This is a genomic window from Vicinamibacterales bacterium (assembly GCA_035699745.1).
Lineage (GTDB): Bacteria > Acidobacteriota > Vicinamibacteria > Vicinamibacterales > 2-12-FULL-66-21 > JAICSD01.
The window spans coordinates 79,763-99,098 of sequence record DASSPH010000055.1; the positions used below are offsets into that span (position 1 = coordinate 79,763).

The following is a 19,336-nucleotide window of genomic DNA, read 5'->3' on the forward strand; positions in this document are numbered from 1 at the left end:
TACTGGAGGACCGAGCCAACAACATGAAGAACACGATTTTGCGCTGCGTTCTGCCGGCGGCCCTGGCCGTTGGCCTCTCCGTGTCCGCATCCGCCCAGCAGGCGCCGCAGCCGGCCTCCCTGGCTCAGGCCGCGCCGCAGGCGGCCGCGCCCCGCACCGGGCTGACGCTCACGATGCAGAACGGCCGCGTCACGCTCATCGCCGACAACGTCCCGCTGCGGCAAATCCTGCAGGAATGGGCTCGCGTGGGGCAGACCAACATCGTCAATGCCGACAAGCTCGCCAGCCCGATGATGACGCTGCAGCTCGTGAATGCCCCGGAGCGCGACGTCCTCGACATCCTGCTGCGCTCGGCGGCGGGCTACATCGCCGCGCCCCGCCCCGCCGCGGTCGCCAACGCCGCCCTCTACGACCGCGTCACGATCATGGCAACCAGCCGTCCGCCGGCGGCGACCGCCACGGTCACCCAGTCGGTGCCGACGTTCCAGCGTCCGCCGCAGCCGCAGCCGGTCGACGACGGCGACGAGCCGATCAACGTGATGATGGGCCAGCAGCCCCCGCAGAATCCGGTGACGATGCAGTTCCCCGGCATGCCGAATCCGAGCCAGATGCCGGTGACCGCAACGCAGCCCGGCCCGCTCACGTCGCCGCGTCCGGGCGCGCTGCCGCAGCCGCAGACGCCCACCGGCATGCCGCCCACGCTGCCGCCGGGGATCCAGAATCCGTATCAGCCCGGCGTAGTCGGCCGTCCGATGCCCGGCGGGCCGGGTGGACCCGGCGGCCCGGGCGGACCAGGCGGTCAATAGTAAGATCGCGTACGCATGACGAGCCCCCACACGATGCGCCGCGGTGAATACGCGGCGCGCGGGGACTATCACCGTACGCTCGACCCGGCCTGGGAGTACTACCCCACCTACATCGCGAAGATGCGCGCCGTGCGCCGCTACCTCGACGCGCTGCCGAAAGGCGTGCGCGTCCTCGACGCGGGGTGCGGCGAGGGGGTCCTCGTCGACGAATACGCCGCCGGCCTGGACATCGTCGGCGTCGACGCGAACTATGCGTCGGAGCGCGTGCGCGAGGGTTCCGTGACCGCGCTGCCGTTTGCGGACGCCAGCTTCGACCGGGCGCTCTGCCTCGACGTTCTCGAACACCTCACCTATGAAGAGCAGCCGCGCGCGTTCGCCGAGCTGCATCGGGTCCTGCGCCCCGGCGGCGAGCTGTTCGTGTCGGTCCCCAACCTGGCCCACCTGCAGTCGCGGGTGCAGTTCCTCCTTCGCGGGCGGCTGATCCGCACCGCGTCCGAGATCAAGCACCCCGGCGATCGGCCGGTGTTCGAGTACTGCCGCATGGGGGCGCGCGCCGGCTTCGTGCTGGCGCGCCGCGAGGGGATCTTCCCGACCGTGCCGGTGGTCACGCATTTCATCAGGCGCCATCCCCAGGCGCTGGCGCCGCTCCACCGCGCGCTGACGCGGCTGCTGCCCGTTCCCGGCTGGTGTTTTCTCAACCTGCTGACGTTCCGCAGGGTCTGACGCGGACTTGTTCTCGAAGATCCGCGCGCTGTCCCGGGACGTCACGGTGTACGGCCTCGGCGACGTCGCCGTCTCGATCGTCAACTTCTGCCTGCTCGGGCTTTACGTCAAGTATCTCGACGCCGCCGACTACGGCGTCATCGGCATGCTCGGCAGCGTCGAAGTGGCCGCCAAGATTGCCTTCCGCTTCGGTCTCGACGGCGCGTTCATGCGCCTGTTCTATGAAAGCGAACGCCCCGCCGACCGGCAGCGGCTGGCGAGCACGATCTTCTTCTTCCTGCTCGCGCTGAACGGCGCGGTCGTCAGCCTGCTGCTGCTGGCGGCGCCCGCGCTCGCGTCGGCGCTGCTCGGCGGCGCCGAGCACACGGCGGCGCTGCGGTTGATGCTGCTGAACACCTTCGCGATCGGCTTCACCTTCATTCCGTTCCACGTGCTGCGCATCGAGCAGCGCACCGTGACGTTCAGCCTGCTGACGCTCGCGCGGGCCGGGCTGACCACCATCGTCCGGCTCGTGCTGGTCGTCGCGCTCGGGATGGGCGTGACCGGGCTCTATCTCGCCGACGTGCTGGTGACCGTGATCCTGATGGGCGCGCTGGCGCGCTGGTTCGTGCCGTTGATCCGGCCGGTGTTCTCCCGCGCCGCGCTGCGGGATGCGCTGCGCTTCGGGCTTCCCCGCGTGCCCCATGCAGCCGCGCAGCAGGTGATGGCGATCGGCGATCGACTGGTGCTCAAGCTCTTCGTGCCGATCGAGAGCATCGGCATCTACTCGATGGCGGTCAGCTTCGGCCTGGTGCAGAAGCTGTTTCTCAGCGCATTCGAGTCGGCGTGGGCGCCGTTCTATTACGCGACGGTCCGCGAGGGGGATGCACCGCGAACCTTCCGGACCATTACCACGTACGGCGTCGCGGTGCTGGCGCTGTTGACCGCGGGATTGTCGGCCGTCGGCAGACACGCCGCGCAGGCGATGACGCACGGCTTCCTGCTCGCGCCCGACGATCCGCGGTGGCGCGACGTCGAGACGGTCATCACGTGGACGGCGATCGGCGTTTTTCTGCAGGGCTTCTACCTGCTCACCTCGATCGGCCTGAACATCACCAAACGGACGGAGTACTACCCCGCCGCCACGCTCAGCGCCGCGGCGGTCAACATCGTGCTGAATTTCGCCCTCATCCCGCGCTTCGGGATCGTCGGCGCGGCATGGGCGAACGGGGCGGGATACGCCGTCCAGGCCGCCGTCGGCTACGTGTTTTCACAACGCTTCTATCCAATCGAGTACGAGTGGGGGCGCTTGATTCGCGTGTGCGCGGCGGCCGGAGCGGCGACGCTCGCGGCGCGGCTGCTTCCGGCGATCACGCTGCCGGTCAGCGCGCGCTCGATTCTCGCGCCGGTGCCGGATCTGCTCGCCCGCGGCGTCACCGTCGTCGTCGTATTCGTGGCGCTGCTGGCGCTCACCGGCTTCTTCCATGCGGCGGAACTCCGGCGCCTCGCGCAGCTGCGGAGCCGCGGCGCGGGACGACGGCCTCCGCCCGCGCCCCCCGACAGCACGGAAATGGCGGGAGAGATCGTCGCCACCGACATCGGCGTGCCGGACTGAACGTAAGTGCCGTATAATAAGGGGATCCGGGATCGTCCCTCGAACACTTCATGCCACTCCTTCGTAGAGTCCGCGATCGCCTGAAAAGACAGGCGCGTGCGCTGCCCGCGGCCCGGCACGCGTGGGCGCGCTACCGGCGGCGCAAGTACGACGCGAGAGTCCAGCGCTTCGTCGACGAAGGCACCGGACGCGCGGACCGCCTGCCCATGGGCGCCGTCTACGAGGCGACCATGCGGTGCAATCTGCACTGCGAGTTCTGCTACGTCGGCGACTTCCTCAACATCGAAGGGGAATGGCGTCAGGAACTGTCGCTGGAAGCGCTGGCGAAGGCGTTTCCGGATCAGGACGGCCTCCAGATCAACCTGACCGGCGGCGAGATCTTCATGCGCAAGGACATCCTGTCCGTGCTCGATCTCTTCCGCCGGAAGGGGTACGCCTGCGGCTACCTGACGACGAACGGCACGATCATCAGCGACGAACGCGCGGAGGCGCTCGCCGAGCTCGCGGCGAAAGGCTTTCTCAAGCACATCAGCGTCTCGGTGGACGGCCCGAAGGATCTGCACGACGCGGCGCGAGGGCTGAAGGGGACCTTCGAGCGGACGACGGAGGGATTGCGCCGCCTGCAGGAAGCCGCGCGGAGGAAAGGCGCGCCGCTGCGCGTGAGCATCAACACCACGGTCGCGCACGAAAGCCTCGACGCGCTGCACCAGATGGTCGACGTCGCCGAGGAGCTGGGCGTCAACGCAATCGGCCTCAATCACCTGATGTTCAGCACGCCGGAGGAAGTGGCCGAGACGGTAAGGATCATCGGGGCGCCCGATCCATCGGTGATCGCCACCTTCGTCACGCCCGACCCCGGCCTCGACGTGGAGCGCGTGCGGTCGCAGGTCACGGCGCTGATCGACAAGTGCCGCGAGCGCAACATCCTGTTCGACTTCCGCCCCAAGGTCCACGCGCCGCTGATGGACAGCTACTACACGCCGGGCACCAGGCTCGACGGCCGCTGTCTGTATCCCTTCCTGCACGCGCGCGTGTCGTTCTCGGGCAAGGTCTACTTCTGCCCGTTCATCCGCGTCGAAGTCGGCGACCTGACGACGTCCACGCTCGAGGAGGTGTGGAACGGCGAGCGCTATGTCGCGATGCGCAAGCAGCTCCTCGAGCACGGCATCTTCCCGGTCTGCCGGCGGTGCTGCAAGGTCGAGCTCTCGCCGGTGCCGGCGGTGGCGACGGCGGACCTGCCGAAGCGCCGCGCCATCCCGCTCACGGTCGTGCACAATTGATGCTCGGGGCCCGAACGCTTCTCGTCAACCCGCCCCTCGTCCACGGCATCGCGTTCACGCGGCAGGGTCGCTGCCAGGAGCGCGAGGAAGTGCTCGGCACGACCAAGCCGCCTTACACGCTCGCCCTGCTCGCGTCGCTGCTGCGCAACGCCGGCTGTCAGGTCCGCCTCGTCGATCTCACCGCGGAGCGCCGCACCAGCGCGGATCTCGTCGCTCAGCTCGATCGTGAGGGCTTCAAGCCGACGCTGATTCTGTTCCCCAGCACGACCCCGACGCTCGACGCCGACGTCGTCGCCATGGCCGAGCTGAAAGCGCACTTCGGGGCGCCGATGTTCTGCTTCGGGCCGCACGCGTCGACGACGCCGGCGGTGTCGATGCAGCGGGCGCCGCAGGTCGACGGGATGTTCGTCGGCGAGCCGGAAGACGCGGCGCTGCAGCTGGCGCAGCTCGAGTCGCTCGATCGCCTCGACGCCATCCCGAGCCTGACGTGGCGGCGTCCGGGGGACGGCGCCATCGTGCCGCATCGCGCGCAGGGCGCCTACGCCGGCTTCCTGCAGATGCCGTATCCCTCGTGGGACCTGGTGCCGCTGCGCACCTACAACCTGCCGCTGGTCAACCGGCCGTACGTGCTGGTCGAGACGAGCCGCGGCTGCCCGTATGCCTGCGACTTCTGCGTCGCGCCGATTCACCAGGGGCACAAGTTCCGCGAGCGCAGCGCCACGTCGCTGGTCGACGAGATCGAGCGCGGCTACCGCGAGTTCGGCATCGACTTCTTCTACCTGTGGGGCGACACCGTCACGCTCAACGTGAAGTCGTTCTCGGCCTTCTGCGAGGAGTTGATCGCGCGCAATCTGCCGATCCGCTGGTTCGGCAACGCGCGCGCCGACAACCTGACCGATCCCGCCTTCGTCCACCGGCTGCGCAAGGCCGGCTGCTGGATGCTGGCGATGGGGATCGAGACCGAGTCCGAGGACATCCGCAAGGACATGGTGAAGCGGCTGGAACGGCAGAAGATCCAGCTCGCCATCGACAACATGCGCGACGCGGGGATACGCTCGTTCGCGTTCTTCATCTTCGGCTATCCCGGCGAGTCGCTGGCGACGATCAACCAGACGATCGATTACGCGATTGCGCTGAACCCCGACTTCGCGAACTTCTATCCCGCGGTCCCGTATCCCGGCACCGAGCTGTACAACAAGGTCAAGCGTGAGGGGACGCTCACCGAGGAAGACTGGTCGCGGATGGAATACTCGTTCTACCTGCTGCGCGGCAACGGCCTCGACGAGCGTGTCGTGATGGACGCGATCAACCGCGCCAAGCGGCGGTTCTTCATGCGGCCGCGCTACCTGGCCAACCGGCTGGGCGACATGGTGAAGCTCGCCGCAACCAAGCCGTCGATCTTCGGCCAGATTGCGACGCGGACGATCTTCGGCGCGCGCATCCCCGACCCGCCGCGCGATCGGGCGATCGGGTGAGGGGGATCGGGTGATCGGGTGATCGGGTGATCGGGCGATCGACGATCGCCAGATCACCCGATCGCCCGATCACCCGATCGCCGGATCACCCGATGCGCGGAGCGATGTGATGCCGCGGCCTCGGCAATCGCCGCTGCCGCCGATAGGCGTGCAGATCGCGAAGCTGCACCAGGTATCCCGCCGCTTCCTTCACGTTCATCTTGCTCTCGCCGACGGTCCGCCCCTTGAACACGTAGGGCACCTCGATCACCAGCGACGGTTCGCTTCGAATCAGCAGCTCCAGGCAGATCTTGAAACCGCCGGCTGAAATGGTCACCCCGCGGGCCCGATCGCGGCGCATCAGGAAGAACCCCGACGTGGCGTCGCGCACCGGCGTCAGGCCGCGGGCCAGCAGGCAGGCCGCCTTCGACATGATCACGCGCGACCGCTCCCAGTTGCTGGTGCCGCCGCCGGGAATGTAGCGGCTGCCGATCACCATGTCGGCGCGCTCCCGCTGCATCACCTCCAGCATGCGCGGCACGAGGTCCGGCGGGTGACTGAGATCCGCGTCGATCACGCCGACGATCTCGGCGGAGGCCGCGGCAAAGCCCTCGACCACGGCGGTGCCCAGACCCAGCTTGCCGGCGCGATGGATCACGCGGATCGGATACGAGCGGGCGAGCTCGTCGGCGACTGCGCCGGTGCCGTCCGGCGAGTTGTCGTCGACGATCACCAGCTCACCCTCGACATGGCCGCGTTGATAGGCGTCGAAGATCGCCCGGACCAGTTCCGGCAGTCGTTCGCGCTCGTTGTAGGTGGGCACGACGAGGGCGAGAGTGGGGGCTACGGCGGCAACTGGCAAGGGACGCGCTCCGCAGCACTATAATTCATGGCGTCCGGCGCTTTCATCTCTGCATGCGTACACGCCTGCTGGCGGCGCTCTTCGCCGCCCTGCTGCTTTTGCGGCTGCCTTCACTGGTACAACCCATGGGCGCGGATCAGGGACTCTACGCGTACGTGGGGGACCGCATCCGGCACGGCGAGCTCGCCTACCGCGATGCGTGGGACCAGAAGCCGCCCGGGATCCACTACGTCTATGCCGCGCTGCGGGCGCTGTCGACGAGCGACGCGGTCGTCCCCGCGGCCGATCTGGCGAGCGCGGCGCTCACCGCGGCGCTGCTCTGGGTGCTTGGCGCGCGGCTCGGCGGCCCGGCCGCCGGCGCGCTGTCGGCGGTCCTCTTCCTGGCACTGTCCGACCCCTCGTTCGCGCGGTATGGCGGCGTCAGAATCCGCGCCCAGTGCGAGACCTTCATCGCGCTGGCAGTCACCGGCGCGCTGGTGCTCGTCACCGGCCGCAGAAGCGTGCCGCGCCTGATCGCCGCCGGCCTCCTGCTGGGGGCGGTGTTCGCGCTCAAGTACAACGCGGGGCTGTTCGCGATCGTCGCGCTCGCGGCCGCGGCCCTCACCATCGGCGTCGGCCTCCGCGACGCCGCCTGGCTCGCGGTTGGATCGTCGGTCGTCCCCGCCGCGCTGCTGCTGGTCTTCTGGCGCGGCGGCGCCCTGAACGATCTGTACCAGGCGACCATCACCTACAACCTGCAGTACTCCGGTGAGACGTATGCCAGCCGCTGGGACATGCTCGGGTATCTGGTGCGATTCCCGTTCGAGCGGGCGCGGCTCGACGGGCTGTGGCTCGCCGGAGGACTCGGCTGCGGCGTCCTCCTGGCCGCGGCCCGCGCGAGGCGCGCGGCGTGGGTGCCGATCGTCTGGGTCGCCGCCGCCTGCCTGTCGATCGCGATCAACGGCAGCCGCAACCTGCCCCAGTATTTCCTGCAGGCCTCGCCGGCGCTGGGGCTCGCCGCCGGAATGGGGGCCGCGATCGCGTTCAAGCCGTTGGCGCCCGCGCTTCGCGCCGGCGTCGCCGTCCTGCTGGCGATCGCCGTCTGGCGCGCCGGGCCCGATCCGTTTCCCGATCTGGCGCGGAACGTCTGGCACGACGCCCGGTACATGTTCGGCCGCATCGACCGACGCACCCACCTCGCGCGGTTCGGCGGAACGCGCAGCGGCGAGAAGTTTTCGGCGCTCGACAACATCGACCTCGGGGCGTATCTCGCGTCCCGCACCGGACCGGACGAGCCGGTGTACGTCTTCGGCTTCTCGCCGGGCGCTTACGCGTATGCGCAGCGGCGGAGCGCTTCGCGGTTCTTCTGGAGCCGGCCGGTGATCGTGCGATTCAACGCGCAGGATCCGCGCTACGCCGTCGCCGGGCTGGCCGACGAGCTGCGGAGCCGGCCGCCGGCGTACGTGGTGCTGCAGAAGCGCGACTGGGCTCCGGACGTCCCGGACTCCGCCGGGTTCTTCGTGGCGCAGCCGGCGCTGGTGGCCTGGCTGCGCGACGAGTACCACCAGGTGCCGGACGCGGTCGAGGGCTTCCTCACGTGGGAGCGCAACGGACGATGACCCAACGCCGGTTCGCTGCGGCACTCCTCGCCATCGCGCTCCTGGCGCTGACGCTGCGGGTGATCTTCCCCGCCGCCGATCCCCCCTGGCGCCCGACGGTCGGCATCGTCTGGCACGACGAAGGGGCGTGGACGCACAACGCGCGCAACAAGGCGCTGTTCGGCGCGTGGCGGCTGGACAACTGGAATCCCGTCTACGTCGCGCCGGTGTTCACCGCGCTCGAGTACGCGGCGTTCGAAACCTTGGGCGTCGGGCTCCGGCAGGCCCGCCTGGTCAGCCAGCTCGCCGGCTTTCTCTCCGTCGTCCTGCTGGCGCTGGGCGTGTGCCGGATCGCGGGGCGCGTCGCGGGAGTGATCGCCGGCGGCCTGCTCGCCACCAACTACGTGTACGTGATGTACGGCCGCGCCGCGATCATGGAGTCGCTGATGGCGGCGCTGATCGTGGCGTCGTGGTACTGCTCGACCCGCGCGGAGAAACAGCCGATGTGGGGTGCGCTCGCCGGGGTGTGCGCCACGCTCGCGTTCTTCACCAAGGCCGCGGCGGCGTTCTATGTCGGGGCGCTGGGATTGGTCGTCGCTGCCCGGATGCTGGATCGTGAGCGGACGTCTGCGTCGTGGACGATCGCGGGCCTGGCGGCGTCGTTTGCGGCGGTGGGACTCTTCTTCGTGCTGCCGCACTGGGCGGACTATCAGTTCTACAACTGGCAGATGTCGGTGACGCGCAAGCCTTCGTACGATCTGGCGTCGCTGGCGATGCGATTCTCGTGGTTTCCGGTGATCCACGACACGTTCAGCCGGATGTGGTTCGCGCTGTGTCTGGGCCTGTTCGGCGGGTGGGGGATCGCGGTCCGCTGGCGGCAGGCCGGTGACGGCGAGCGCCTGCTGCTGCTGTGGCTCGCCGTGGGCTCGATCGAGCTGCTCGTGCACGACGTCGGCAACGAGCGCCGCTTCGTGTTCCTGATCCCCGTGCTCGTGGCGCTCGCCGGCATCGTGCTCGCGCGCGGCACGCTGCTGCCGGCCGAAGCCGCCGACGTGCCGCGCAAGCGGGTCCTGCTCGCCGCGCCGCTGCTGCTCTACAGCGCCTACGTGCTGTTCGGACCGCTGGTGCGGGTGCCGTTCCTCGAGCAGGTTCGCGCGAACGTGTTCCGGATGCCGGTCCGGCTCGCCGTCGTCTCGGCACTGGTGATGGTCGCGGTGCTGTTGCTGGGGTGGGCGCGCGCCGCCCGGCTGCTGACGTCGCTGCGATGGCGGCCTGCGTTCGCCGGCGGCTTTCTCGGGCTGGCGATGACCTGGCACCTGGCGCAGTTCGTCGACTACGCGCGCCACCGCACGTATGAAAACTACGCCGCGTCGATTGCGCTCGGCCGCGTGCTGCCGCCGGGAACGGCCGTGCAGGGGAAGCTCGCCAACGGCCTGGCGCTCGAGAATCGAATCCGCCCCATCTTCATCGGGCACGAGTTCGGCAACTATGCCGACCGGAAAGACCGCTGGGATGTGCGGTATATTTTGACGTATACCGATCCGGAAATCGGCTACGAGGGGGACCAGATCCTCGACGTGCTCGCCGCCTATCCGGGATGGCGCATCATCATGACGTTCGACGTCGCGGAAACGCGCTCGGGCCACGACACGGCCGCGCTGATCGAGAAGCGTGCGCGCGATTGACGAGCGCGCCATCAAGGCGCACGCCGACCAGCGCTTCCGCTCCGAATACGATTACGCCCTGTTCGAGTATTACCGCAGCGCCAAGGTGATCGCATTCCTCGAGCGCGCCGGCGTCGCGGTCGGCGGCCGCGTGCTCGACGCGGGGTGCGGCGGCGGCGGCATGCCGCTGTCGCTCGCCGAGGAGGTCCGCGAAGCGGTGGGTATCGATCCAATCGACCGGTTCGGGGACGCCGGCGTCCGGCTGGCGCGGGAACGGGGCGTGCGGAACGTCCGTTTCGCGCGCGCCGACGGCATGGCGCTGCCGTTCGCCGGCGGGGTCTTCGATCTGGTGCTGTCGCATGCGGTCATCGAACACGTGGCGGACGCAGGACTGTATCTGCGCGAGTGCGCGCGCGTGCTCGCGGCCGGCGGACGGATGTATCTCTCGACCTCGCCGTATCTGTCGTTCGCCGGCGCGCACCTCCCGCGGCTGAGGCTCCAGCTTCCGCTGCATCTCCTCGCCGGACGCCGCGTCGCGTTTGCCACCTTCAGCTGGCTCGCCCGTCACGCGCCGTGGACGCTGAAGGAGCCGGCGCACGAGAACTCGTTCATCCAGCTCGCGCGCAGGGGACAGACCAAGGAGGACGATCTGCTGGAGAAAGTGACGGTATCGGGACTGCGCGCGCGGATTGCGTCCGCCGGCCTGGCGATCGTGCGGGAAGAGCTGCACGTGACCGGGACGGTGCGCCGTCTGCCGGCGTTCCTCGCCGACGCCGTCCGTGAAGACGGCCTCACCCGCGACATCTTCATCTCGAACATGGAATACGTGCTCGCCCACGCGGGCGCCCCTTCGGCTCCCTCCGCTCGCCCGGGGCAGGCGGGAGCATAGCGCCGCATGCCCGTTCCCGACGTCGATCGCTACCGTCCCGACGACCGCCGCTCCGTCGAAGCGCTGTATCGCCGCGTCTTCGGCAACGATGCCGCCGAAGCGAGCCGCCTGCGCTGGGAGTGGCAGTACAGGAAGAACCCGAACAATCCCGGCGGGGAACCGGAGATCTGGGTGGCGCGGGAAGGCCCCGCCATCATCGGTCAGTACGCCACGATGCCGGTGCGCCTGTCGGTCCGCGGGCGCGAGGTCGTCGGATCGTGGGGCATGGACGTGATGGTCGCTCCCGAACGGCAGCGCCGCGGCCTGGGCGAAGTGCTGTTCCGGACCTGGGACCGCAACGTCGGCGCCTCGCTCGGCCTCGGTCTCTCGGAGGCCTCGTACCGCCTGTTCCAGAAACTCAAGTGGCCCGACGTGGGGCCGGTGCCGTGCCTGATCAAGCCGCTGTCCCGCCGCGCGTTCCGTCACCCGCGCTGGCCGGTGCCGCTCAACCGCTTCATCTCGTTCCTCACCTGGCCCTTCGTGATGATCGTGGCGCGCTCGCGTCCGCTGAGCGCCGAAGTGCGGGTCATCCACCGCTTCGACGAGAGCTTCACCGCGTTGTGGGAACGGGTGGCGCCCAAGTTCGACCTCGCCGTCCGCCGCGACGCGGCGTATCTGAACTGGAAGTTCGCCACCGCGCCGCACGTCCGCTATTCGATTGCCGCGCTCGTCCGCGAGGGCAGCACCGCCGGGTACGCGGTCTACCGGCACCTGCACGAGCCGCGCGGACGGGTGACGCTGCTGGTCGACTTTCTCGCCGATCCCGACGACGAGCAGGGGATCGCCACGCTGCTGCACTGGGTCGATCGCGAAGCGCGGCAGGCGGACTCGGACAAGATCCGCACGTTCGCGATGCACGCCGGCTTTCGCCGGATCCTGCGCAAGTCGGGCTACTTCGTCGTCAAATCGACGATGGAGTTCGTCGTCAAGGTGAACGGCACGGACGTGCCGCCGGATTTCTACGAGAACACCGACCACTGGCACGTCACGCTCGGCGATTCCGATCAGGACCGGTGACGCGCTCGACACATGCATCTACTCGTCGGCATCGACACCGAAGGCGACAATCAGTGGGACGCGCAGGCGCGGCTGAACCAGCGCTTCGAGAACATCTATGCGCTGCCGGCGCTGCACGCGCTGTTCGCCCGCCACGGCGTGCGTCCGACCTACGTGATTACCTATCCGGTGGCCACCGACGCGCGCTCGGCGGAGGTGCTGCGCGAGCTGAAGGGGCGCGGCGACTGCGAGATCGGCGCGCATCACCATGCCTGGGAGACGCCGCCGTGCACCGCCGATGACGTCCGGCGGCATGCGTATGCGGCGAGCCTGCCGCTGCCGCAATTCGAGGCGCAGCTCGCCTCGCTGACGGCCGCCATCGCGGACGCGGTCGGCGCGCGCCCGGTGTCGTACCGTTCGGGCCGCTTCGGGTTCTCCGCCGCTCACGTCGCCGCGCTCGAGCGGGAGGGCTACCTGATCGAGTCGAGCGTCGCGCCGCTCTTCTACGAGGGGCACAAACGCGGGCCCGATTTCGTCGAGGCGCCGCTGACGCCGTATTTCCTGGCCTACGACAACGCGACGCGGCCGGGAACGAGCAACCTGCTCGAGGTGCCGGTGTCGGCCGCCTTGAATCGCCGCCTGCCCAGGGCGGTGCAGTATCTCTACGCCCGCGCGCCGCGGCCGTACACCACCAAGCGCGTGCTGCGCAAGCTGGGCATCGCCCGCGTGCGCTGGCTGCGCCCGTCGTACTCGTCGCTGGACGACATGAAGGCGCTCGCGCACGACCTCGCCGCCGCGGGCGAGCCGGTCCTGAACCTGCTGTTCCATTCCAGCGAGGCGATCGTCGGCGGCAGCCCGTACAACCGCACGTCCGCCGAACTCGCCGCCTTCTGCGAACGCCTCGAACGCTTCTTCGCATATGCGACGGCAACGCTGAACGCCCGACCCGCCACTTTCACCGAGTTCCGCCGCGGCTACGGCGGACCCGCGCACTCCGCACCCGGCACCCGGCAGCCGTGAGAATCCTCCACGTGACGCCGCATCTGCCGCCCGACCAGGCCGCGAACGCGCTGCTGCCGCACCACCTGGGAGAGTGGGCGCGCGAGCGCGGCGACAGCGTCCACTTCATCGCGCATCCGCCAGTGGGCGGGCCGGCGGAGCCGCGTGAGAACGTCACGTGGATTCCCCGCACCAGGCGCTCGCCCGCCCAGCGGTTCTTCCGCCTCGGCTCGATCGCCGGCGCCCTGCGCATCCGGCGCGAAGCGCGCCCGCTGCTGGCCTCCGCCGACATCGTGCACGTGCACAGCAACGGCCTGCTGCCCGAGCTGTCCGCCCGCCTCGCCCGCACGCTTCGCAAGCCCGTCGTGCTGACGCTCTACGGGACGGAGATCTGGCACTACCGGCGCAAGGCCGGCGTCGATCTCTTCACCAGCGCGTATCGTCACGCCGACGCGGTGACGTTCTACAGCCAGCGGCTGCACGAGCGGGCGGGCGAGCTGGGGCTCGATCGTCCCGGCTGTTCCGTCATCTATCCGCCGGTCGCCGCGTCCTTTCGTTTTCACGACCGCGCGGAGATGCTCGCGGTGCGCCGCGCGCTCGGCCTGGCGTGCTCGAAGGTGCTGGTCAACGTGAAGCGGCTGCATCCGCTGGCCGGGCAGCGCCATCTGCTGCAGGCCATGCCGGCGATCCTCCGCGCCCACCCGGATACGCACCTGGTCATCTGCGGCACCGGCGCGCTGCTGCCGGAGCTGCAGGCGCTCGCGCGGTCGCTGGACGTCGAACGCCGCGTCACGTTCGCCGGCCTGGTCGACAACGCCGTGGTCGCACGGTACTGCGCCGCCGCAGACCTCTTCGTCCTGCCGTCTCTCTTGGAAGCGCTGCCCACCGTGGCGGTCGAAGCCCTCGCGTCCGGCACACCCGTCGTCTCGTCTGACAATCCCGGCGGCGTCGAGCTGAACCGCGTGTTCGGCGACGACGTGACCGTCGTGCCGCGCGAGCAGCCCGGGCCGCTCGCCGGGGCGATCGCGAGCGCGCTCGACGAGCCGCGCCGCACGCGCGACGCGACGCGCCTGATCATCGAGCAGCGCTTCCGCGCCGGCGCGGTGGCGCGGCGATACTGGGACGTCTACGCGGGCGTCGTACGGCGATGACCAGGATCGTCGCCAAGGCCGCCGTCACGGCGCTGATCTCCGGCCTGCTCGGCGCCGCATGGGTCGCGGTGCTCTACGCGTGGCACCCGGCGCTTCGCATCGAGTTCGATCGCGATCTGCCGCGCAACGTGTCGGGCATCTACGGCCCGGAACGCGACGAGGCGACCCGGCTGACGTTCGCCTGGACCGGCGCTGACGCGGTCGTTCGGCTGCCCGGCCTCGATCGCACCGGTCCGTGGATCGCCGACGTACGGGTGCGCGGCGCACGCGCCGGGAACAATCCCACGCTCGCCGTTCTCGCCGATGGGGTGGTGCTGGCGACGCGCGAGCTCTCGGCTGGCTGGACGGACCTGCGGATTCCGATCCCGCCGCGCCCCGACCGCCGCGGGCTCGTGCTCGGACTGCGCAGCTCGACGACGATAGTGCCCGGCCCGGCGGATCCGCGCGCGCTCGGGGTGATGCTCGATCGGCTCGTCGTGGCGCCCGAACGCGTCGTGCTGGTGCCGCGCCCGGCGCTCGAAGCGGCGGCGATCGCCGCTGCCCCGATCGGCGCGGCGCTGGCGGTGCTCGGCGTGACCGCGTCGGCGGCGATTGGCGGCGCCGTGCTGCTCAGCGCGGGGGGCGCGGCGATCGTCGCGCGCGGCTTCGGTCCGTTCACCGACTTCCCCGACCGAGCGGTCACGCTCGGCTTCGCGATCGGCATCGCGCTCGGGGCGATCGCGCTCGCGTTCCGGCTGCGCGGGGGCAAGCCGCGCAACACCGCACGGTTCGCGATCGCGTTCTCCGCCGCGGCGCTGTTTCTGAAGCTGCTGGTCCTGCTCCACCCCGACATGCCGATCGGAGACGCGATGTTCCACGCGCACCGGTTCCAGGGCGTGCTCGCCGGCCAGTGGTACTTCACGTCGACGGCGCCGGGCGGCTACCTGTTTCCGTATCCTCCCGGCCTCTACGTGTTCTCGGCGGCCTTCGCCGATCTCGTGCGCCGCGGTGCGGGGGACGTGATCCTGCTGCGCGTTGTCACAACCACCGTCGACGTCGTCTGTGCCGCCTTGCTCTACACCGTCGTCGCCGCGGCATGGCGCGATCGGCTGGCGGCAGCGATCGGCGTCGCGATGTATCACTTGCTGCCGGCGACATTCGCCGTTCTCACGACCGGCAATCTCACGAACGCCTTCGCCCAGTCGCTGGCGCTGGGCGCGCTGGTCCTTGCCGGATACGGCGCCGTGCGTCTCGATCGCGTGATGACGGTGCTGCTGTTGACGGTGGTGCTCGCGGCCGCGTATCTGTCGCACACGAGCACCGCCGCGATCCTCGGCGTGGCCGCGCTTGCGACCGCGGCGCTCATGGCGGTGCGCGGAGGCGCGGCGCTGCGATCCACGGCGATCGCGATCGCGATCGGCGCGGTCGTCGCGGCGCTGGCGGCGACGGCGATCTATTACGCGCATTTCGCCGACACCTACCGGTCGGAATTCGCCCGCATCGCCCAGGAGACCGCCACGAACGCGGCGGACGCCGGCGGACGCACCGCCGGCAATCGGCTGGCGGGCGTGCCCTACTCGGTGCGCATTCACTATGGCGTGCCGGCGCTCCTGCTGGCGGCGTTCGGCGCGCTGCGGCTCTTCCGGCGCGGCGCCGACGCGCTCACGCTCACGCTGGGCGGGTGGGCCGGCGCCTGCGCGATCTTTCTGGCGATCGGCATCCTCACACCGGTGGACATGCGCTATTACCTCGCCGCGGCTCCGGTCGTCGCACTCGCCGCCGCATACGGCGCCTCGTCGGCGTGGGGGGAGCGCCCGCCGGCATCGCGGATGTGGTGGCGCACGGGCGCGGCGGCGCTGCTGGCCGGCACGATCTGGACGGGGTTCGGGCACTGGTGGCAGACGCTCGGATAGGATGGTCCCATGACATTGAGCGAGCAGATCTCACGCGACATCACGGAAGCGATGAAGGCCCGCGACGCGGTGAAGCTCTCCGCGCTGCGCATGGTCAAGGCGGCGTTGATGAACGGCGAGGTCGCCAAGGGACGGCCCCTGGAGGAGAGCGAGATGCAGCAGGTGCTCGCCTCGCTGCTGAAGCAGCGGCGCGACTCGATCGAGCAGTTCACGAAGGGCGGCCGCCAGGACCTGGTCGACAAGGAAACGGCGGAGGTCGGGATCCTGGAGCGCTACGCGCCGCCTGCGGCAAGCGCCGCCGATCTCGAGCAGGCGGTGGACGCGGCGATCAAGGAAACCGGCGCCGCCGGACCGAAGGACATGGGGCGCGTGATGAAGGCGGTGATGAGTGCGCTCGCCGGCAAATCGGCGGACGGCAAGGCCGTCAACGAAATGGTCCGCAAAAAGCTCGGCGGGTGATGCAAACTTTTTCCGCCATGCATCGTCTAATCATTTTGAAAGGCAACGCACAAGCCTCTCATCCATCCTCCATGGGGCCTCCGCTGAAAGGCGGGGGCCTTTTTACTTTGCCGGCGGCTTTACATCCTTGACAAACCGTTCGGATGCGGGACGGCTGTGCGCATCCGCACGCTGCCCGTTCCCGGATAGTGTCCGCTATTCCTGCGGCGCGGCGATGCAGCGTCTGAACGCGAATGCCATCGCCGCGACCGGGGCGGGCAGTCGCGAGCGCAGCCGCTCGAAACGCGGCTCGCCGAGCTGCCAGAGTCCGCCGACCGCCCAGGGAATCGCCGCGGCGGCGAGGACGCCGAACGTGATCGCGCCGCTCGGAAGCCGCATCGCTTCGAGCAGCAGCCGCACCGGCATCGCGATCGCGCAGACCGCCGCCGCGGTGATCAGGGGGGGCATCTGCACGCGCAGGTACGCGAGCCACGACAGCCCGGTCACGCGCAGCGCGAGCTGGCCGAGCGCCACGAACATGAAGATGATCGCGGCGTCGACGCCGGCGGCGACGCCGGGCAGACCGTATCGCGTACCCGCGACGGCGCCGACCACCACCAGCCCGGCGTACGCGGTCTGCCGCCAGAGCTCCGCGTACACCCGGCCGACGCTTTGCGCGACGACGGCGCCGAGTTGATACAGCGCTCGCAGATAGCCCGCGAGGCAGAGGATCTGCAGCGGTATCGCGGCATCGACCCACTGCGGCCCGTACACGGACCTCAGCAGGTGCGGCGCGGCAATCGCGAGCGCGACCATGCCGGGCGCCGCGAGCATGGCGGTGAGCTGCGTGACCGAGAGATACGCCCGCCCGAGACGCGCCGCGTCCGACTGCGCCTGCGCCAGCGCCGGGAAGAGCACGCCCGCGGTCCACACGATCGAGAACCGGTTCGGCGTGTTCACCAGATGGTAGGCGCGGCTGTAGGTGCCGACGGCGGAGGCGCCGAGCCAGCGCCCCACCACGAAGTTGTCCACCGTCATCGCCGCGTGGTGCACCAGTCCGCTCACCGACGCGCCGATGCCGAACCGCAGCAGATCGCGGAGCTCGCGCGCCGCGAGCAGCGGCCGGCACGGGTGCGGCGAGACGGAGAAGAACCACACCGACGCGAGCACCGAATGGGTCAGCGCGCCGTAGACCAGGCTCCACACGCCGTAGCCGAGAACCGCGAGGATCACGGCGACGACGCCGTAGCCGATCGCGCTGGTGCCCGTCTCGATCCAGGCGATGCGGCGGAAGTCCATCCGGCGGCGGAGCAGCGCGCCGGCCACGATCGTCGTGCCGGCGATCGCGAACTCGATCGCCAGCACCCGCAGCACCGGCGCGACCTCGGCATCGCGCATCAGCGCCGCGGCGAGCGGAGCGAAGGCGGCGATCAGCGCGGCGCCGGTGATGCCGAGCAGCAGCGAGCAGGTGAACGCGACGCGGATGTGCCGTGGCGTGAGATCGGCGCGCTGCACCACGGCGTTGCCGATGCTCAAGTCGCACAGCGGACGCGCCGCGCCGAGCACGACGAACGCCAGCGCGACGAGGCCGAAGCTTTCCGGCGTCAGCATCCGCGCCAGCACGATGCCGAACGCCATCTGCAGGACGGCGCCCACCGTGCCGGCTGTCAGCATCCACTGCGCGCCCACGGCCGCCTGGTCCGTCAGCGTGGGGCCGGCGTCCAGCACCGGGTCGATCGTCAGAGGGCGTTCGGTGGGCATTTCAGCGCCTGCCGCGGCACAGCCGGCCCAGCATAGCGCGATTGGCGCCGAGATTTGATACGGTGGACATTTGAAACGCATTCACCCGACCGTGCTGCTGATGGCCAGCGCACATTTCATGGTGGATGGATACGGCAATATCTACGCGCCGCTCCTTCCGCTGCTGATTCCCAAGCTCAATCTGTCGCTCGCCGCGGCCGGCACGCTGACCATGCTCTACCAGATGGCGGCGTCGGTGGCGCAGGTCGGATTCGGCCACGTTGCCGATCGCTGGCGCCCCCGCGCGCTGGTGATGATCGGCCCGGTGATCGCCGTCACCGTTCTGAGCTTCGTCGGCGTCGCGCCCAACGCGCCGGTGCTGGCGGCGCTGCTGATCGTCGGCGGCCTCGGCGGGGCGGCGTTCCATCCGCCCGCCGCCGCGCTGGCGCACCGGCTCGGCGGCGATCAGCGCGGGCTGGCGATGTCGGTGCACATCACCGGCGGCACGCTCGGCTTCTCGATGGGACCGCTGCTCTTCGCCCCCGCGGCGCAGCACCTCGGACTGAGCTGGACGCCGCTGCTGGCCATCCCCGGGCTGATCGTCATCGCGTTCTTCCTGACCCGCGTGCCGCCGATTCCGCTGCATCATGCGAGTTCCGGCGGGTTCGGCGCGCTGCGCCCGTACGCAAAGCCGCTCGGGCTGCTCTACCTGATCGTTGTCCTGCGCACGCTCGCCTCCCTGGCCTTCGCGACGTTCGTGCCGGTCATGCTGACCCGGCGCGGGCTCACGCTCTCCGAGGCGGGGGCGATCGTCGCCGCCTATCTGTTCGCGAGCGGCGCCGGCGGGTTCATCGGCGGGCCGGCGGCCGATCGCTACGGGCCGCGCCGCGTCATCATCTGGTCGCTCGTGCTGGCCACCCCCTTCCTGCTCGCCGCGCCGCTGCTGTCCGGCTGGCTGTTCATCGTCGTGCTGGCGGCAGGGGGATTTTTCCTGCAGTCGACCCTGCCGGTGAACGTCGTCTTCGGGCAGGCGCTCGCGCCGGTGAGCGCGGCGACCGTGTCGTCGCTGATGATGGGCTTCGCCTGGGGGATGGGCGGATTCAGCGTGCCGCTGGTCGGCGCGATTGCCGATCGCTATGGCATCGAACCGACATTACTGGGACTCGCGTTCATTCCGCTGGTGGCGGCGGCGGTCTCGACGCGCCTGCCGGAGCGCGCGCCGCAGGCCTGAG

At 69.9% G+C, this 19,336-nt stretch carries 16 protein-coding genes; 14 read left to right on the forward strand and 2 right to left on the reverse strand.

The window, feature by feature from the left end; translation table 11 throughout:
* The first annotated feature begins 23 nt into the window (after positions 1 to 23).
* From VFK57_12140 to VFK57_12160, 5 genes are read left to right on the forward strand one after another with little or no spacing between them, the layout of a single operon-like run.
* Positions 24 to 806 (forward strand): hypothetical protein, encoded by a 783-nt coding sequence (locus tag VFK57_12140; protein ID HET7696453.1) that lies wholly within the window; start codon positions 24 to 26, stop codon positions 804 to 806.
* A gap of 15 nt (positions 807 to 821) precedes the next feature.
* Positions 822 to 1,529, forward strand: coding sequence for a methyltransferase domain-containing protein (locus tag VFK57_12145; protein HET7696454.1), 708 nt, complete (start codon positions 822 to 824; stop codon positions 1,527 to 1,529).
* A 7-nt stretch (positions 1,530 to 1,536) separates the two neighbouring features.
* Positions 1,537 to 3,123: a lipopolysaccharide biosynthesis protein gene (locus VFK57_12150; GenBank protein ID HET7696455.1), complete on the forward strand. Its 1,587-nt coding sequence runs from the start codon at positions 1,537 to 1,539 to the stop codon at positions 3,121 to 3,123.
* A gap of 50 nt (positions 3,124 to 3,173) precedes the next feature.
* On the forward strand, positions 3,174 to 4,403 hold the full coding sequence (locus VFK57_12155) for a radical SAM protein (protein ID HET7696456.1): 1,230 nt from the start codon (positions 3,174 to 3,176) through the stop codon (positions 4,401 to 4,403).
* Positions 4,403 to 5,878, forward strand: a complete 1,476-nt coding sequence (locus VFK57_12160) for a radical SAM protein (GenBank protein ID HET7696457.1) — start codon at positions 4,403 to 4,405, stop codon at positions 5,876 to 5,878. The genes VFK57_12155 and VFK57_12160 overlap by 1 nt, the downstream gene beginning before the upstream one ends.
* Positions 5,879 to 5,963: 85 nt before the next feature.
* On the opposite strand, the gene VFK57_12165 is transcribed toward VFK57_12160, so the two are convergent.
* A complete protein-coding gene (locus VFK57_12165; GenBank protein HET7696458.1) occupies positions 5,964 to 6,719 on the reverse strand; it encodes a polyprenol monophosphomannose synthase in 756 nt (251 codons plus the stop codon).
* A gap of 53 nt (positions 6,720 to 6,772) precedes the next feature.
* Between VFK57_12165 and VFK57_12170 the strand changes: the two genes are divergently transcribed.
* Genes VFK57_12170 through VFK57_12205 form a run of 8 tightly spaced genes read left to right on the forward strand, consistent with a single transcriptional unit; the run spans position 6,773 to position 16,385 of the window.
* Complete coding sequence (locus VFK57_12170; GenBank protein HET7696459.1) at positions 6,773 to 8,317, forward strand: hypothetical protein; 1,545 nt, start codon at positions 6,773 to 6,775, stop codon at positions 8,315 to 8,317.
* On the forward strand, positions 8,314 to 9,981 hold the full coding sequence (locus tag VFK57_12175; GenBank protein HET7696460.1) for a glycosyltransferase family 39 protein: 1,668 nt from the start codon (positions 8,314 to 8,316) through the stop codon (positions 9,979 to 9,981). The genes VFK57_12170 and VFK57_12175 overlap by 4 nt, the downstream gene beginning before the upstream one ends.
* The gene (locus VFK57_12180; GenBank protein HET7696461.1) at positions 9,968 to 10,849 is read left to right on the forward strand and encodes a class I SAM-dependent methyltransferase; all 882 of its coding nucleotides are present in this window, start codon (positions 9,968 to 9,970) and stop codon (positions 10,847 to 10,849) included. Before VFK57_12175 ends, VFK57_12180 begins: the two co-directional genes overlap by 14 nt.
* Positions 10,850 to 10,855: 6 nt before the next feature.
* The gene (locus VFK57_12185; protein HET7696462.1) at positions 10,856 to 11,905 is read left to right on the forward strand and encodes a GNAT family N-acetyltransferase; all 1,050 of its coding nucleotides are present in this window, start codon (positions 10,856 to 10,858) and stop codon (positions 11,903 to 11,905) included.
* A 12-nt stretch (positions 11,906 to 11,917) separates the two neighbouring features.
* A complete protein-coding gene (locus VFK57_12190) occupies positions 11,918 to 12,904 on the forward strand; it encodes a hypothetical protein (GenBank protein ID HET7696463.1) in 987 nt (328 codons plus the stop codon).
* Positions 12,905 to 12,915: 11 nt separating this feature from the next.
* Positions 12,916 to 14,034, forward strand: coding sequence for a glycosyltransferase family 4 protein (locus VFK57_12195; protein HET7696464.1), 1,119 nt, complete (start codon positions 12,916 to 12,918; stop codon positions 14,032 to 14,034).
* Complete coding sequence (locus tag VFK57_12200) at positions 14,031 to 15,926, forward strand: hypothetical protein (protein ID HET7696465.1); 1,896 nt, start codon at positions 14,031 to 14,033, stop codon at positions 15,924 to 15,926. Before VFK57_12195 ends, VFK57_12200 begins: the two co-directional genes overlap by 4 nt.
* Before the next feature lie 9 nt (positions 15,927 to 15,935).
* Entirely contained in the window at positions 15,936 to 16,385 is a 450-nt protein-coding gene (locus VFK57_12205; protein ID HET7696466.1) for a GatB/YqeY domain-containing protein, read from the forward strand.
* Positions 16,386 to 16,580: 195 nt separating this feature from the next.
* Here the strand turns inward: VFK57_12205 and VFK57_12210 are convergent, their stop codons facing one another.
* Positions 16,581 to 18,125: a lipopolysaccharide biosynthesis protein gene (locus tag VFK57_12210; GenBank protein ID HET7696467.1), complete on the reverse strand. Its 1,545-nt coding sequence runs from the start codon at positions 18,123 to 18,125 to the stop codon at positions 16,581 to 16,583.
* 70 nt (positions 18,126 to 18,195) lie between these two features.
* On the opposite strand from VFK57_12210, the gene VFK57_12215 reads away from it, so the two are divergent.
* Positions 18,196 to 19,335, forward strand: a complete 1,140-nt coding sequence (locus VFK57_12215) for an MFS transporter (protein ID HET7696468.1) — start codon at positions 18,196 to 18,198, stop codon at positions 19,333 to 19,335.
* The last annotated feature ends 1 nt before the right edge of the window (position 19,336 follow it).

What these genes read in the sequence shown, in the direction of transcription:
- VFK57_12185 (HET7696462.1), top strand. Translation starts at nt 10,856, where the DNA reads ATGCCCGTTCCCGACGTCGATCGCTACCGTCCCGACGACCGCCGCTCC.
- VFK57_12140 (HET7696453.1), top strand. Translation starts at nt 24, where the DNA reads ATGAAGAACACGATTTTGCGCTGCGTTCTGCCGGCGGCCCTGGCCGTT.
- VFK57_12175 (HET7696460.1), top strand. Translation starts at nt 8,314, where the DNA reads ATGACCCAACGCCGGTTCGCTGCGGCACTCCTCGCCATCGCGCTCCTG.
- VFK57_12190 (HET7696463.1), top strand. Translation starts at nt 11,918, where the DNA reads ATGCATCTACTCGTCGGCATCGACACCGAAGGCGACAATCAGTGGGAC.
- VFK57_12160 (HET7696457.1), top strand. Translation starts at nt 4,403, where the DNA reads ATGCTCGGGGCCCGAACGCTTCTCGTCAACCCGCCCCTCGTCCACGGC.
- VFK57_12145 (HET7696454.1), top strand. Translation starts at nt 822, where the DNA reads ATGACGAGCCCCCACACGATGCGCCGCGGTGAATACGCGGCGCGCGGG.
- VFK57_12155 (HET7696456.1), top strand. Translation starts at nt 3,174, where the DNA reads ATGCCACTCCTTCGTAGAGTCCGCGATCGCCTGAAAAGACAGGCGCGT.
- VFK57_12210 (HET7696467.1), bottom strand. Translation starts at nt 18,125, where the DNA reads ATGCCCACCGAACGCCCTCTGACGATCGACCCGGTGCTGGACGCCGGC.
- VFK57_12205 (HET7696466.1), top strand. Translation starts at nt 15,936, where the DNA reads ATGACATTGAGCGAGCAGATCTCACGCGACATCACGGAAGCGATGAAG.
- VFK57_12170 (HET7696459.1), top strand. Translation starts at nt 6,773, where the DNA reads ATGCGTACACGCCTGCTGGCGGCGCTCTTCGCCGCCCTGCTGCTTTTG.
- VFK57_12200 (HET7696465.1), top strand. Translation starts at nt 14,031, where the DNA reads ATGACCAGGATCGTCGCCAAGGCCGCCGTCACGGCGCTGATCTCCGGC.